This is a genomic window from Xanthomonas sp. CFBP 8151 (assembly GCF_011761885.1).
Classification (GTDB): Bacteria; Pseudomonadota; Gammaproteobacteria; order Xanthomonadales; family Xanthomonadaceae; genus Xanthomonas; species Xanthomonas arboricola_B.
This window is the reverse complement of record NZ_JAASQZ010000001.1, coordinates 1,790,611-1,805,260: the sequence shown is the minus strand read 5'-3', so window position 1 is coordinate 1,805,260 and position 14,650 is coordinate 1,790,611. Positions and strand designations below refer to the sequence as shown.

At 65.6% G+C, this 14,650-nt stretch carries 15 protein-coding genes and 1 pseudogene; 1 reads left to right on the top strand and 15 read right to left on the bottom strand.

The genetic code is table 11. The features are described from left to right. Positions 1 to 116: 116 nt before the first annotated feature. From lpxK to FHT08_RS07630, 5 genes and pseudogenes are all read right to left on the bottom strand, one after another. Entirely contained in the window at positions 117 to 1,154 is a 1,038-nt protein-coding gene (gene lpxK, locus FHT08_RS07650) for a tetraacyldisaccharide 4'-kinase (protein ID WP_166774726.1), read from the bottom strand. After that, positions 1,151 to 2,920: a lipid A export permease/ATP-binding protein MsbA gene (gene msbA, locus FHT08_RS07645; RefSeq protein WP_166774725.1), complete on the bottom strand. Its 1,770-nt coding sequence runs from the start codon at positions 2,918 to 2,920 to the stop codon at positions 1,151 to 1,153. The genes lpxK and msbA overlap by 4 nt, the downstream gene beginning before the upstream one ends. Further along, a complete protein-coding gene (locus FHT08_RS07640; RefSeq protein ID WP_166774724.1) occupies positions 2,917 to 3,381 on the bottom strand; it encodes a biopolymer transporter ExbD in 465 nt (154 codons plus the stop codon). The genes msbA and FHT08_RS07640 overlap by 4 nt, the downstream gene beginning before the upstream one ends. A 3-nt stretch (positions 3,382 to 3,384) precedes the next feature. Further along, a complete protein-coding gene (locus FHT08_RS07635; protein ID WP_104537321.1) occupies positions 3,385 to 4,047 on the bottom strand; it encodes a MotA/TolQ/ExbB proton channel family protein in 663 nt (220 codons plus the stop codon). Further along, a pseudogene (locus FHT08_RS07630) lies at positions 3,941 to 6,487 on the bottom strand (DNA internalization-related competence protein ComEC/Rec2); the annotation flags it as partial. The gene FHT08_RS07635 and the pseudogene FHT08_RS07630, both read right to left, overlap by 107 nt. Positions 6,488 to 6,741: 254 nt before the next feature. Between FHT08_RS07630 and FHT08_RS07625 the strand changes: the two are divergent. Beyond that, the gene (locus tag FHT08_RS07625; RefSeq protein ID WP_166774722.1) at positions 6,742 to 7,806 is read left to right on the top strand and encodes an SDR family oxidoreductase; all 1,065 of its coding nucleotides are present in this window, start codon (positions 6,742 to 6,744) and stop codon (positions 7,804 to 7,806) included. Between the two features lie 240 nt (positions 7,807 to 8,046). On the opposite strand, the gene lolD is transcribed toward FHT08_RS07625, so the two are convergent. The 10 genes from lolD to FHT08_RS19980 form a co-directional block, all read right to left on the bottom strand. Beyond that, positions 8,047 to 8,781: a lipoprotein-releasing ABC transporter ATP-binding protein LolD gene (lolD, locus tag FHT08_RS07620; RefSeq protein WP_166774721.1), complete on the bottom strand. Its 735-nt coding sequence runs from the start codon at positions 8,779 to 8,781 to the stop codon at positions 8,047 to 8,049. Beyond that, complete coding sequence (locus FHT08_RS07615) at positions 8,774 to 10,015, bottom strand: lipoprotein-releasing ABC transporter permease subunit (protein ID WP_166774720.1); 1,242 nt, start codon at positions 10,013 to 10,015, stop codon at positions 8,774 to 8,776. The genes lolD and FHT08_RS07615 overlap by 8 nt, the downstream gene beginning before the upstream one ends. 23 nt (positions 10,016 to 10,038) lie before the next feature. After that, complete coding sequence (locus FHT08_RS07610; RefSeq protein WP_166774719.1) at positions 10,039 to 10,491, bottom strand: hypothetical protein; 453 nt, start codon at positions 10,489 to 10,491, stop codon at positions 10,039 to 10,041. Then, positions 10,442 to 10,690, bottom strand: coding sequence for a succinate dehydrogenase assembly factor 2 (locus FHT08_RS07605; RefSeq protein WP_104537316.1), 249 nt, complete (start codon positions 10,688 to 10,690; stop codon positions 10,442 to 10,444). The genes FHT08_RS07610 and FHT08_RS07605 overlap by 50 nt, the downstream gene beginning before the upstream one ends. A 111-nt stretch (positions 10,691 to 10,801) precedes the next feature. Continuing rightward, entirely contained in the window at positions 10,802 to 11,584 is a 783-nt protein-coding gene (locus FHT08_RS07600) for a succinate dehydrogenase iron-sulfur subunit (protein ID WP_039521725.1), read from the bottom strand. Between the two features lie 16 nt (positions 11,585 to 11,600). After that, entirely contained in the window at positions 11,601 to 11,810 is a 210-nt protein-coding gene (locus tag FHT08_RS07595; RefSeq protein WP_166774718.1) for a hypothetical protein, read from the bottom strand. Positions 11,811 to 11,813: 3 nt separating this feature from the next. Beyond that, complete coding sequence (gene sdhA, locus FHT08_RS07590; RefSeq protein WP_104537314.1) at positions 11,814 to 13,604, bottom strand: succinate dehydrogenase flavoprotein subunit; 1,791 nt, start codon at positions 13,602 to 13,604, stop codon at positions 11,814 to 11,816. 34 nt (positions 13,605 to 13,638) lie between these two features. After that, complete coding sequence (gene sdhD, locus FHT08_RS07585; RefSeq protein WP_104604661.1) at positions 13,639 to 14,025, bottom strand: succinate dehydrogenase, hydrophobic membrane anchor protein; 387 nt, start codon at positions 14,023 to 14,025, stop codon at positions 13,639 to 13,641. After that, on the bottom strand, positions 14,022 to 14,414 hold the full coding sequence (gene sdhC, locus FHT08_RS07580) for a succinate dehydrogenase, cytochrome b556 subunit (protein ID WP_104537312.1): 393 nt from the start codon (positions 14,412 to 14,414) through the stop codon (positions 14,022 to 14,024). The genes sdhD and sdhC overlap by 4 nt, the downstream gene beginning before the upstream one ends. Before the next feature lie 56 nt (positions 14,415 to 14,470). Then, positions 14,471 to 14,641: a DUF1674 domain-containing protein gene (locus FHT08_RS19980; RefSeq protein ID WP_166774717.1), complete on the bottom strand. Its 171-nt coding sequence runs from the start codon at positions 14,639 to 14,641 to the stop codon at positions 14,471 to 14,473. Positions 14,642 to 14,650 lie beyond the last annotated feature (9 nt).

The window sequence follows — 14,650 nt, the reverse complement described above, 5'->3', positions numbered from 1 at the left end:
AGAACGAGATAACCGAATCGCATGATGTCGTTGTGTGATTGAGCGAAAGGTCCCGCGACGGTGGGTGGGCAAGGACCCTGCAACCAGGCCGCAGATCACCACTACCGGCGCAGCGTTCAAACGCCCTGCCGGCTTGCCAACTTGTCCAGTCGATCCAGCAGGCTCACCCAGAACGCCGCCGGCAACTCTGCCTTGAGCGGCACGCTGTACAGCCACTCGTCGGCGAACGGCCGGCACTTCACCGCGTCTTTTTCCGTCATCAGCACCGGCAGGCGGCTGCCGAAACTGAAATCCGCCGCGCGATAGACGTGGTGATCGGGGAACGCATGCGGCACCACGCCGATGCCGCGCGCGCGCAGCATCGCGAAGAAGCGTTCCGGGTGCGCGATCCCGGCCACCGCATGCACGCGTTGACCGGCCAGCCTGCTCAATGGTTGAGCGCGCTTGCCATCCATCGGTTGCACGCTGTCGATGCTCAGGCGCATCTGCCATTCACCGAATCCGGCGTCATCGGGCCCGGATGGCGTCGCTGCTGCGCTGGCCTGTCCCAGATTGACCACGCGGAAATCGCAGTCGCGTGCACGCGCCGCTGGTTCACGCAGCGGCCCGGCCGGCAACAGGCGCCCGTTGCCGTAGCGGCGCTGGCCATCGACGACTTCGATCTCGACATCGCGGGCCAGCCGGTAGTGCTGCAGCCCGTCGTCGCAAATGACGATGTCGCAGCCCGCTTCGACCAGGGCGCGCGCCGCGGCCAGGCGATCGCTGTCCACGCGCACGCGTGCGCCGGTCTTCCAGGCGATCAGGACCGGCTCGTCGCCGCCGAGCGCGACAGGCGTGTCCGCCTCGACCCAGCGTGGCGTGCCTGATTCGTCACGGCCATACCCGCGACTGGCGACGCCGGGCGTCCAACCGGCCTCCTGCAACTTGGCGACCAGGGCAATCGTCAACGGCGTCTTGCCGGTGCCCCCGGCAGTGACGTTGCCCACCACGATCACCGGCACCGGCACGCCGTGACGCTTGCGCCAGCCGCGGCGATACAGGGCGCGTCGCAGCGCGATGGCAGCGCCGTAGACCGGCGCCAGCAGGCGCGCCGACAGCGGGATCGGTGCATTGTCGTACCAGTAACCCGGCGTGCGGGTTCCGCGCTTGCTCATGCCTGACGTTCGCGAAACTGCATGCCGTGCAGGTGCGAGTACAAGCCGCCCTGCTCCAGCAATTGGTGATGCGTGCCGCGCTCGACGATACGGCCCTGATCCATCACCAGCACCTGGTCGGCATGCTCGATGGTGGACAGGCGGTGCGCGATCACCAGCGTGGTACGGTCCGGCATCAATTTGTGCAAGGCGTCCTGCACCAGGCGTTCGGATTCGTTGTCCAACGCTGCGGTGGCTTCGTCCAGGATCAGGATCGGCGCGTCCTTGAGCATCGCGCGCGCGATCGCCAGACGCTGGCGCTGGCCACCGGACAGGCGCCCCCCCTTGGTGCCCACATGCGACTGCAGGCCGTCGGGCAGTTGCGCAACGAACTCCATCGCGTTGGCGCCCAGGATGGCGCGTTCCAGCTGGCCGGCGTCGGCAGTGCGCATTTCGCCGTAGGCGACGTTGTCGGCGATGCTGCCGTCGAACAGCATCACCTGCTGGCCCACCAGCGCGATCTGCCGACGCAGATCGGCCAGCGCGTACGCCTGCACCGGATGTCCGTCGAGCAGGATCTGCCCGGCTTCCGCTTCGTAGAAGCGCGGAATCAACTTGATCAGGCTGGACTTGCCGCTGCCGGAGCGCCCGACGATGGCGGTCACCGTGCCCGGTTGCGCCACGAAACTGACCTCGGCCAGGGCGGGATTCACCTGGCCCGGATAACGCGCAGTGACATCGCGGAATTCGATCAGGCCCTTGGCGCGCGTCAGCGGCGCCGCGCCCAGATCGGGCTCATCGGGGCTGTCCAGCACCGAGAACAGGCGCTCGGCCGAGGCCAGGCCGCGCTGCACCATGTTCTGCACGTTGGTGAGCTGCTTGAGGCCCGGAATGATGGTCAGCATCGAGGTCATCAGCACCACGAAGTCGCCGGCGGTCAGCCGCCCGGCCAGCGCCTGGGCACCGGCCACGAACAGCAGCGCCGACAGACCGATCGCGCCGATCATCTGCACCGTGGCGGTGGAGATGCCACGCGTGGATTCGACCTTCATCGCCAGACGCAGATTGCGGTCGGCCAGTGCGCCGTAGCGCTCCATTTCGGTCTGCTGGGCGCCGTAGATCTTGACCTCCTGATGACTGGACAGGGTCTGGTCGGCCGCCTGCAGCAGATGCGCGCCACTTTCCTGGATGCTGTGGCTGATGCGCCGGTAGCGCCGCGCCACCTTGTCCATCACCCAGGCCAGCACCGGCGCCAGCACCAGGATGGTCAGCGTGACCTGCCAGCTATGCCACAGCATCAGCGCCAGCGCACCGATCACCTGCAGCGACTGCTGGATCATCACCTTGACCGCATCCACCGCCGCCTGCGCCACCTGGTCCGAATCCGAGCCCAGGCGGATCAGCATCGACGGCACCGGCTCGGAATCGAAGCGCGATCCCGGCAGGCGCAGATACTTGGACATCACTTTGACGCGCAGGTCGCGCGCGATGCTGCGTGCGGATTTGCCCATCGCCATATCGGTGATGTAGCCGGCGACCCCGCGCACCACGAACAACAGGATGATCTGCACCGGCAGCCAGCGACTGACTTCGGCATTCTTGTAGATGAAGGTTTCGTCGGTGATCGGCTTCATCAACGCCAGGAAGCCGGTCGTGCCCGCCGCTTCGATCAGCGCGGCAATCAGCGCGGCGACCAGCAACAGGCGATACGGCTTGGCGAAGGCCAGCAGGCGACGGTACGTGCGCCAGGACGAAACTGGCGCCGGGCGGTCGTTGGAGGTGGTCACTGGCGGGTTCCGTTAGTGCGTGTCTGGCCGGTCGTAGGTGTCACCCCGGCTTGAGGCGCTGTGGCGATCGCGATCCGGCGGAAGCCGAGTTGCCCCAATGCATCCTGCGCGGTCACTACCGCTTGATACGGCGTACGCGCATCGGCGCGCAGCAACACTGTCTGCTCGCGGTCGTCGCCAGCGAGCTGGGCGATGGTCTGCTTGAGCGCGTCCACGTCCGAACGCAGCACTTCCTGGTCGTTGATGAAGTAACGCCCATCGGCATTGACCAGCACGCTCAACGAACGTGGCGGCGCGCTGCTGTGTTGGTCGCTGGCGGTCGGCAGCTGCAGCTGCAGCGTGGAGCGTGCGTCGAAGGTCGTGGTCACCACGAAAAAGATGATGAGGACAAGGATCACGTCAATCAATGGCACCAGATCGATCTGCGGCTCGTCCTGGCCTCGGTCACTGCCGATGCGCATCCGTCAGCCCTTTGCCATGACAGGTTTGCCAGCTGCCGCGACCGGCGTCGCGGCGGCCGGCACAATGCGGCCGTCCATCGTGTCCAGCAACAAGGTGGCTTCCTGCTCCATCTCGATGATGTAGCCGGCGATGCGGCCCTTGAACAAGCGGTGCGCCATCAATGCCGGCACCGCGATGATCATGCCGGTGGCCGTGCACACCAGCGCCTTGCCGATGCCGCCCGCCAGCTGGTTCACATCGCCCACGCCGTGATCGAGGATGCCCAGGAACATCTGGATCATGCCGACCACCGTGCCCAGCAGTCCCAGCAGCGGCCCGGCCGAGGCGATGGTGCCCAGGGCATTCAGATAGCGCTCCATGCGGTGCACCACATGCCGGCCGGTGTCCTCGATGCGCTCGCGAATCAACTCACGCGGACGACCACGTACGTCCAGCGCAGCGGCCAGCAAGGCGCCCAGCGGCGAATTGTGCCGCAGCGACTCGATATGGCTGGGATCCAGTTTGCCGCGCGCGGCCCAGTTACGGACCTCTTCGCCCAGACCTGGCGGGGTCACTTCGTTGCGGCGCAGGCTCCACAGACGCTCCAGCACGATCGCCAGGGCGATCACGCCCAGCAACAGCAACGGCACCATCGGCCAACCGCCTGCCTTGACCAGCTCCAACACGATTCGATTCCTCCGGCAACGCGGCCGCCTATTCGCTGGTCGATAGGATAGCAGCCGACCGCCGCCGTTCTGCAGCATCCCATAGCCGTGGCTGCCAGCGTCGCCGCTCGCGTACCTGCAGGCCGTCGGCGCCCAGCCAGACCCGGATCGCCCCGGCCTGGGCCGTGTTCAGCACCTCGACGCCACTGCCCTGCCAGCGCTGCACCACCTCGGCACGCGGGTGGCCGAAGCGGTTGCCGTGGCCGGAGGACACCAGCGCCAGCCGCGCGCCGGTAGCGACGATGAAGCCGGCATGCGAGCCGTCGGCGCTGCCATGGTGCGGGACTACCACCAGATCGGCGCGCAACTCCGGGGCATGTTGCCGCAGCAGGCGGCGCTCGACGAGCTCATCGATATCGCCCGGCAACAATGCGCTTCCATATCGCGTCTGGATCCGCAGCACGCAACTGGATTGATTGCGCAGATACGGAAAGCCAGCGCTGGGATGCAGGAAGCGAAAGTGCACCCCGTCCCATGCCCACTGTTGGCCGCCACGGCAGCGGGTGCTGACGTCCAGCGGCGCCTGCGGCGCCGCCGCCGTCATCGCAACGGGCAACCCGGCACGCACCGCTGCATAGCCGCCGGCATGATCGGCGTCGGCATGACTGAGCACGATGGCATCCAGGCGGCGCACCCCGAGCGCGCGCAAGGCCGGCAGCACCACCCGCTCGCCGGCATCGAAGCCATCGCGCACCGCCGGGCCGGTATCGAACAGCAGCGTATGCCGTTGCGTGCGCACCAGCACCGCCAGGCCCTGCCCCACATCCAGCACCTGCACGTCGGCCTCTCCGGCCGCGGGCAGTTCGCGGTCCGGCCACAGCAGCGGCAACCACAACAGCAACGCCAGGGATTTGCCGGGCGTACCGCGCGGCAGCAACAACCAGAACGCGCCGAGCAAGGCCGCGATCAACGCGATCGCATCGGACTCGGGCACCCACCACAGCGCCACCGATGTCTGCCCGAGCCAGACCAGACCCGGCCAGATCAGCTCGAAGCACCATCCCGCCAATCGCCATGCCCACACGCCTGCTCCCGGCTGCACTGCTTCCAGCCCGGTACCCAGCAAGGCGAGCGGCACCACCACGAACGTCCACCAGGGAATGGCGACCAGATTGGCCAATGGCCCAACCAACGATGCCTGCCCGAACAGGCTGACGGTCAACGGTAGCAGGCCAACGGTGGCGACAGTCTGGGCGGACAGGAAGCCCCGCACGATCGCGCGATCGTCCGAAGGCAGACACCACACCAGCCAGGCCACCCCGGCAAAGCTGAGCCAGAAGCCCGCCACCAGCACGCTCAACGGATCCCATAGCAGCACTGCCAACAAGGCCAGCGCGAGGATCTGCGCGGTGCTTGCACGGCGCCGTAGTACCCGCGCCAATGCGACCACGGCAATCATCAGCACGGTGCGCACGGTGGGCAGCGCCAAGCCCGCCAGCACCGCATACCCTGCCGCACCGAGCAGGGCGGCGACTGCCGCCGCGTGGATACGCGGGATCCGCGTTCCAAGCGCGGGCCAGGATCGCCAGAGTCCGGCGACCAGCACGGCGACGAATGCAGCGACCAGCCCCACATGAAATCCCGAGATCGCAATCAGATGACTGAGCCCGGTCGCGCGCAGGGTGGCCCAGGCTGCGTCGTCCAGCCCGCGCGTGTCGCCCAACGCGAGCGCGCGCAGGTAAGGCGCCGATGGCCCGGGCACGCGCTCGGCCATGCGCTGCGACATCCCTTCGCGCCAGGCATCCACGCCGCGCGCCGCAGCGGTCTGACGCGCCGCGGCCGGCACCCGCACATAGCCGGTGCCGGCAATGCGCTGCGCCAGTGCCTGCCGCTCGGCATCGAAGCCGCCGGGATTGCGCAAGCCGCGCGGCGCGCGCAGCTTGAGCCGCAGCTGCCAGGTGGCGCCCGCGCGTAGCGCGGCACGCGGCCCGATGCGCTCGGCACCGAAGTCGTCATACCAGGCCAGCTGCAGCAGCTTGCCGCGCACTGCGGCAGGCTGTGCGGGATCGTCGTCCACGCGCAGTTGAAAGCGCGTGCGTCGTGGCTCGGCGACCGGCAGTTCGACAATCTGGCCGCGCACCGTCAGTTCTCGCGCTTCATCCTGCGGGCGCAGTTGTGCCTGCAGGACGCCGGCGACCTGCCAGCCCATCAGACCGAAACCGAAGACAGCGCTGGCCAGTGCCCACACCAGCATGATCCGCCGCGGACGCAGCCATGTGCCGAGGCCGATGCCCAACGCCGCTGCACCAAGGCATGCCGCATAGACCGCACGCGACAGCAGCGCAGGCGACCACGCGCACACCACGATGCCCAGCAACAATGCCGCTGCCACGGTCATCGTCGATACGCACTGCGGCGTCGGCGGTGCCTGTGCTGACGCATCCATGCTGTCGGTCGCCATCCTGGCCGTGGTCCATCCACCGACGCAAGTTAGACCAGCGCCGGCATTGGGCACAGCAGCGAGCGGCGCATTTCCCGGTAGGAATAAGGCTGCGCCTGCCGTGGTGCATCCAGCCGGTGAAAGGTGCTGCTAGAGGTGCAGTACGCTGGGCATGACGACGTGTGCAGACCGCGCACCGACCGCATCCGCATGCATTCGCCTCGATTTCATGCCTGTTGAGCTACGTTCGTTACTGTTGTCGAAGGGTTTCCGCCATGCGTAAAGGCACTGCACTGATTGTCGGCGTGACCGGCATTTCCGGTTACAACCTCGCCAATGTCCTGGTGGCCGATGGCTGGACCGTCTACGGCCTGGCGCGGCGCCCGCTGCCCCAGGACGGCGTGCTCCCGCTTGCGGCCGATCTGCTGGATGCCGAAAGCACCAGTACCGCGCTGCGTGGCCTGCCGATCACCCACGTGTTCTTCTGCACCTGGACACGGCGCGACACCGAGCGCGAGAACGTCGAAGCCAACGGCGCGATGATGCGGCATCTGTGCGAAGCGCTGAGCGATGCGCCGCTGCAGCATATGGCACTGGTTACCGGCACCAAGCACTACCTGGGCGCGTTCGAGAACTACGGTAGCGGCAAGGCGGAAACGCCGTTTCGCGAAAGCGAGCCGCGCCAGCCTGGCGAGAACTTCTACTACACGCTGGAAGACCTGTTGTTCGCGCACGCCGAGCAGCACGGCTTCGGCTGGAGCGTGCATCGCTCGCACACCATGATCGGCATGGCCAATGGCAGCAATGCGATGAACATGGGCGTGACGCTGGCGGTGTATGCATCGCTGTGCAAGCACACCGGCCAGCCGTTCGTGTTTCCCGGCTCGCAGGCGCAGTGGAACAGCCTCACCGACCTGACCGATGCCGGCCTGCTCGGCAAGCAGCTGGCCTGGGCCGGCCTGAGCCCGGCCGCACGCAACCAGGCCTTCAACACCGTCAACGGCGATGTGTTCCGCTGGCGCTGGATGTGGGGCCAGATTGCCGACTTCTTCGGGCTCGACGCTGCGCCCTGCCCCGAGACGCCGCAGCCGCTGGAGGCATGCCTGAACGAGACCGCGCCGGCACGATGGAGCGAGATCGCCAGCCAGCATGGCCTGGTGGAAGCCGACGTCAATCGATTGGCATCCTGGTGGCACACCGATGCCGACCTGGGCCGCGAGATCGAGTGCGTCAACGATATGACCAAGAGCCGCGAACTGGGCTTTGCGGATTTCTACGATAGTCGCGCATCGTTCCTGGAATTGTTCACGCGTCTGCGCGCGCAGCGCATCATTCCCTGATGCGCTAGGTCGTCGCCACACACGTGGCGGCGACCGTTCTTCCTGTCAGGCGAGCCCTGTCACCGCGAACATCAACGCGATTCTGCGCGCGGGCACTACGTGCTGAGCGCGCATGGTATGGCCACTGTCGGTCGACGCATCACGCGGATGCACCCGCAACCAGCGTCAGGATCTTCGACCTGAGATCCGCGGTTCAACACCGCCCAGCCGCCAGGAATTCCGACGGCCAGGCAGTGCTTCTCACACCGCAGATGGTGCCAATTCGCGCAGCTTGCCCTGATGCAGCTCGAGCACGCGGTCCAGGCGCCGCGCCAGGCTGCGATCGTGCGTCACCAGGACCAGGCTGGTGCGCTGTGCACGATTGAGTTCCAGCATCAGCTCGAACACGGTCTCGGCGGTCTTGTCGTCCAGGTTCCCGGTGGGCTCATCGCCCAGCACGCAGCCCGGCTTGTTCACCAGCGCACGCGCCACCGCCGCACGCTGGCGCTCGCCGCCTGACAATTCGCTGGGCTTGTGCTCGATGCGATGTCCGAGCCCGACCGATTCCAGCAACTGCAAGGCCTGCGCCCGCGCCACCGACACTTCTTTCCCGGACAACAGCACCGGCATCATCACGTTTTCCAGCGCGGTGAATTCCGGCAGCAGATGATGGAACTGGTAGACGAAACCCAGGGCCTGATTGCGCAGCTTGCCGCGCTCGCCATCGGACAACGCCGACATGCGCCGACCGGCCACATACACCTCCCCGGAGGTTGGAATGTCCAACCCGCCGAGCAGATGCAGCAGCGTGCTCTTGCCCGCACCGGAGGCACCGACAATGGCGACGGTTTCGCCGGTCGCCACGGTCAGATCCAGGCCGTCGAACACCGGCGTGCGCATCTTGCCTTCGGCGTAGGTCTTGGCCAGACCCTCGGCGCGGATCACCGCCTCTGCTTGGTGTGGCATTTGCACGGCCGGTTCCCTGATCTCATTCATAACGCAGCGCCTCCGCCGGCTGGGTACGCGACGCGCGCCATGCCGGATACAAGGTCGCCAGGAAACTCATCGCCAACGCGACAACGGTGATCACCACCACGTCCTGGGTCTGCATGTCAGTCGGTAAGCCGGTGATGTAATACACGTCCTCGGGCAACAGCTTGACGCTGAAGATCGTCTCGATCACGCCGAGGATGCGTTCCAGATTGAGCGTCAGCACGATGCCGCCGATCACGCCCATGATCGTGCCCATGAAACCGATCAACGAGCCCTGCACCATGAACACCTGCATCACCCCCGCGGGCGACAGTCCCAGCGTGCGCAGGATGGCGATATCGGCCTGCTTGTCCGTGACCAGCATCACCTGCGAGGACACCAGGTTGAACGCGCCCATCGCCACGATCAGCGACAGCAGGATGCCCATCACGGTCTTTTCCATCTTCAACGAGTGGTAGAGATTGGCGTTCTCCTGGGTCCAGTCGCTGACCCGGTACGGGCCGTGCAACTTCATCGCCAGATCGCGCGCGACCGGCCAGGCCTGATCCATGTCGTGCAGGCGCAGCCGCACGCCGGTGACGCCGTCCATGCGCAGCACGCGTGCCAGGTCCTGCATGTTGACCACGGCCAGGCCGCGGTCGATCTCGTTGTAGCCCGCCTCGAAGATTCCGCTGACGGTGAAGCGTTTGAGCCGCGGCATCGCGCCCAGCGGCGTGGCCTGGGTGTCGCTGAGCAGCACCACGATGCTGTCGCCCATGTCGACGCCGAGCCAGATCGCCAGCTCCTTGCCGATGACGATGTTGTAGGAGCCCGGGGTCAGGCTGTCGACCGACCCCTGCTGCATCTTCTTGGCCAGCACCGACACCTTGCCTTCTTCGGCAGGAACGATGCCGCGCACGATCGCCGGCTGCTTGCGCGGGCCCTGCAGCAGCGATTCGGTTTCGATGTAGGGCGCGGCACCGGCGATGCGTGGATCGGCCATGGCGACCTCGACCGCGTGTTGCCAGTCGTGCATCGGCGCGCCGTCCGCGCTGACCGTGGCATGCGCGGCCATCTGCAGCAGGCGGTCGCGGATTTCCTTCTGGAAACCGCTCATCACCGCCAGCGTGGTGATCAGCACGGTCACGCCCAGGGCGATGCCCAGGATCGATGCCATCGAGATGAACGAGATAAAGCCATTGCGCCGCTTGGCACGCAGGTAGCGCAAGCCGATGGCAACCGGGATAGGTTTGAACATGCGGTTCAACCAGAAAAGGGACGCTATGGTGCCACTTGCGGCCGCCGGGACGAAATGGCGTGTGCCTGAGCGGCCAGACGCAGTTCACGTCGCCGCGCTGCGGGTAAGGTATCCGGCCAGAAATGCAGGCGTTGGCGACGTGCATCCAGGCCGGTCCACGACACCACCGCAATCGGCCCGCGCCACGCCACCTGCAGGCCTTGAACCTGCTCGCCGTCCACGCTGGCGGGCGTTTCACTCCAGGGCACAACCACTTCCCGTGCTGGCGAACGCAACAGCACCCGCAGCGATCGCCCGCCGGTCAACACTGCATAGACGGACAACGACACTGCCGCCCCCAGCGGCACCCCGCTGCGCCAGAGCGCCCACAAGGCGAGCGCGTTCAGCACGCCCAGCGCGCAAACAAGCCCGCGCGAGGGCCGCCATTCAAGCCGGCATGGCGCGAATATCGGCGATGAGTGCGGCGTTGGCGGCATCGGGGCAGGCTTCGTATCCCATGAACCAGCGCCACAACTTATCGTCTTCGCAATCCAGCAGCTGTAGGAAAACCGCGCGCTCGGAGTCGGAAGCCTGCGCCCAGCGCCGATCCAGATAGCGCCCGAACAATTGATCGAGCTCGCGCATGCCGCGCCGGCAGCGCCAGCGCAGTTTCTTCAACAGGGTTTGTTCGTCCATCTCCCTCTCCACCTCGCCTTGCCGGCGCCGAAAACGACAGCGGCACCAGACCAAGGGCCGGTGCCGCTGTGAACCATCTCCCCGCCGAGGCGGGTCCGTGTTGCCTTGCGATCAGGCGCGACGCGCCATCATCAATTTCTTGATCTCGGCGATCGCCAGCGCCGGGTTCAGACCCTTGGGGCAGGTCCGCGCGCAGTTCATGATGGTGTGGCAGCGATACAGCTTGAACGGATCTTCCAGGTCGTCCAGGCGCGCACCGGTGTCTTCGTCACGCGAATCGATGATCCAGCGATACGCCTGCAGCAGGATCGCCGGGCCCAGATAGCGCTCGCCATTCCACCAGTAGCTCGGGCAACTGGTCGAGCAGCACGCGCACAGGATGCACTCGTACAGCCCATCGAGCTTGCGGCGGTCTTCCGGCGACTGCAGCCGCTCGCGATCCGGCGGCGGCGGGGTCTGGGTGCGGATCCACGGCTTGATCGACGCGTACTGCGCGTAGAAATGCGTCAGATCCGGCACCAGGTCCTTGATCACGCTCATGTGCGGCAGCGGGTAGATCGGCACCTCGGCCTTGCCGCAGGCGGCGATCGCCTTGGTGCAGGCCAGCGTGTTGGTGCCGTCGATGTTCATCGCGCACGAACCGCAGATGCCCTCGCGGCAGGAGCGACGGAATGCCAGCGTCGGGTCGATTTCGTTCTTGATCTTGATCAGCGCGTCCAACACCATCGGGCCGCACTTGTCGAGATCGATCTCATAACTGTCGGTACGCGGGTTGGCTTCGCCATCCGGATCCCAGCGGTAGACCTTGAAGGTGCGCTTGTTCTTGGCGCCCTGTGCAGGGTAATGCTTGCCCTTGCCGATCTTTGAATTCTTGGGGAGGGTGAACTCTGCCATAGCTGCTCTCGTTGGCTCAGGCGATGCGCGGTGCGGACGACAACCGCACCAAGCGCATGAAGGTAAAGATGACGGATGCCACCGCCGAGGCGGTGGCGCAACGGCCGGCGGCATGCCGGCGTTGCCCCTGCGTCATGAAGCGATCCGGCTGGCGCGGTGCATGGCTGCCGTACCCGGACAGGCCGGCCGGCAGACACAACGCGGAAGCGGTTCGATCCATGCGCATCGATCAGTAAACGCGCGGCTTCGGCGGGACCACGTCCACGTCCTTGCTCAACGTGTACATGTGCACCGGACGATATTCGAACGCGCACTTGCCCTTGTCGTCGACGGTGACCAGCGTGTGCTTCTGCCAGTTGACGTCGTCGCGGTCCGGGAAGTCTTCGTGCGAATGCGCGCCGCGGCTTTCGTGGCGCTGCTCGGCCGAGTTGATCGTCGCCACTGCATTGAGCAGCAGGTTGTTCAACTCGTAGGTCTCGATCAGATCCGAATTCCACACCAGCGAGCGGTCCGACACCTTGACGTCTTCGAAAGTGGCAAAGATTTCAGCCATCTTGTCGACGCCTTCCTTCAGCGTCTTGCTGGTGCGGAACACGGCCGCGTCCGACTGCATGGTGCGCTGCATGTTGTCGCGAATCACCGAGGTCGGTGTGGAGCCGTTGGCGTAACGCAGCTTGTCCAGCAGGCCCAACGCCTTGTCGCAGGCATCGGACGGCAGTGTCTTGTGCGGCTGGTTGGGCTTGACCGTCTCGGCGCAGCGGTTTGCCACCGCACGGCCGAACACCACCAGATCCAGCAGCGAGTTGGAACCCAGGCGGTTGGCACCGTGTACCGATACGCAGGCGGCTTCGCCGATCGCATACAGGCCGGGCACGACCGCATCCGGGTTATCGCCCTGCTTGCGCACGACTTCGCCGTAGAAGTTGGTCGGAATGCCGCCCATGTTGTAGTGCACGGTCGGCAACACCGGAATCGGCTGCTTGGTCACGTCCACACCGGCAAAGATGTGCGCGCTCTCGGCGATGCCGGGCAGCTTTTCGTTGATGACTTCCGGGCCGAGATGGGTCAGGTCGAGCAGGATGTGATCCTTGTGCTCGCCTACGCCGCGGCCTTCGCGGATCTCCACGGTCATCGAACGCGACACCACGTCGCGCGATGCCAGATCCTTGTAATGCGGTGCATAGCGCTCCATGAAGCGCTCGCCGTTGCTGTTGCGCAGGATGCCGCCTTCGCCACGCACGCCTTCGGTGATCAGGCAGCCGGCACCGTAGATGCCGGTGGGATGGAACTGCACGAACTCCATGTCCTGCACCGGAAGGCCGGCACGCATCACCAGGCCGCCGCCGTCACCGGTACAGGTATGGGCGGAGGTGGCACTGAAGTAGGCACGGCCATAGCCGCCGGTGGCCAGGACCACGCCATGGGCGCGGAACAGATGCAAGCTGCCATCGGCCATGTCCAGCGCCAGCACGCCGCGGCACACGCCTTCCTCGTCGAAGATCAGGTCGAGCGCAAAGTACTCGATCATGAAGCGCGCGTTGTGCGCCAGGGACTGCTGATACAGCGTGTGCAGCATCGCATGACCGGTACGGTCGGCCGCCGCACAGGTGCGCTGTGCGGATGGTCCTTCGCCGTACTTGGTGGTCATGCCGCCGAACGGGCGCTGATAGATCTTGCCCTCTTCGGTGCGCGAAAACGGCACGCCGTAGTGCTCGAGCTCGATGATGGCCGGGATCGCCTCACGGCACATGTACTCGATCGCGTCCTGGTCGCCCAGCCAATCGGAGCCCTTGATGGTGTCGTAGAAGTGGTAGCGCCAGTCGTCCTCGCCCATGTTGCCGAGCGCGGCCGAAATGCCGCCCTGCGCCGCAACGGTATGTGATCGGGTCGGGAAGACCTTGGTCAAACAGACGGTCTGCAAGCCCTTCTGGGCCAGGCCGAACGTGGCGCGCAAGCCAGCGCCGCCTGCGCCCACCACGACCATGTCGTACTTGTGTTCTGTGATCTTATAAGCGGACATCTAATCTGGATTCCTGTTCTGGGTGCCCGATGACTCAGGCACCGCCCAGCGCGATGCGCGCCACTGCGAAAATGCTGACGATCGCGCCAAGCGCGGCAACGAATTTGACCGTGGTCTGCAACGCAAGCGCCAGCAACGAGTTGTGGATGTAATCCTCGAGCACCACTTGCAGACCGATCTGCGCGTGCCAGAACATCGCCACCAGGAAGCCGACCAGCAATATCGCGTTCCAGGGTTTGGACACGGCCGCGACCGCGGCCGGGTAGTCCGAACCGAGCAGGCTCAGGACGAAGACCAGGAACCAGATCGACAACACCACCAGCGCGGTGGCGGTCAGTCGCTGCAGAACGAAATGCTCGGTACCGGTCTTGGCCGCGCCCAGACCACGCACGTTTTTCAGCGGAGTACGGTAACGGTTCATGCGCCAGCTCCGATCACGACATAGGCCCAGATCGCGGCGGTTATCAGCAGGCTGACCAGCACCGAGGCCCAGCCACTACGCACGAAGGCGGGAATGCTGAAGCCGTACCCGAAGTCCTGCACGATATGGCGGATACCGTTGCACAGATGGTAGGCAAATGCCCATGTCCAGCCGAACAGGAAAAGCTGACCATACCAGGCACCAAGCTGCTGGGTGAGGCAGGTCCAGTGGTCCTGGCCGATCATCAACACCAGCAAAGCGGCGGCGATGACCAGCGCTCCTGCTGACAAAATGATGCCGGTCGCTCGATGCAGGATCGAGGTAACCATTTGTATCTGCCAGCGATACACCTGGAGATGCGGGGAAAGAGGACGTTCGCGGATCGCCATTCGCTGGGCTCGTTTTCTCGGCTGGGCGGCACTAGACCGCTGTGGCTAAAAGCTGCTCAAAAATCGATGCAGCGTCCATTTTTTTCCCAGTCGCCGTAGCGCGTTGGCTCAGGGCCTTCGCGTCCACCGATCTCCTTGGGCAGTGGCTGCTTCTCGGGAATAGGCTCCTGAGGAGAAGGCTGCGTCTCGGAATCCTGCGCTGGGGTGGGGGTTGGATGGCCTATCATAGTGGTCTC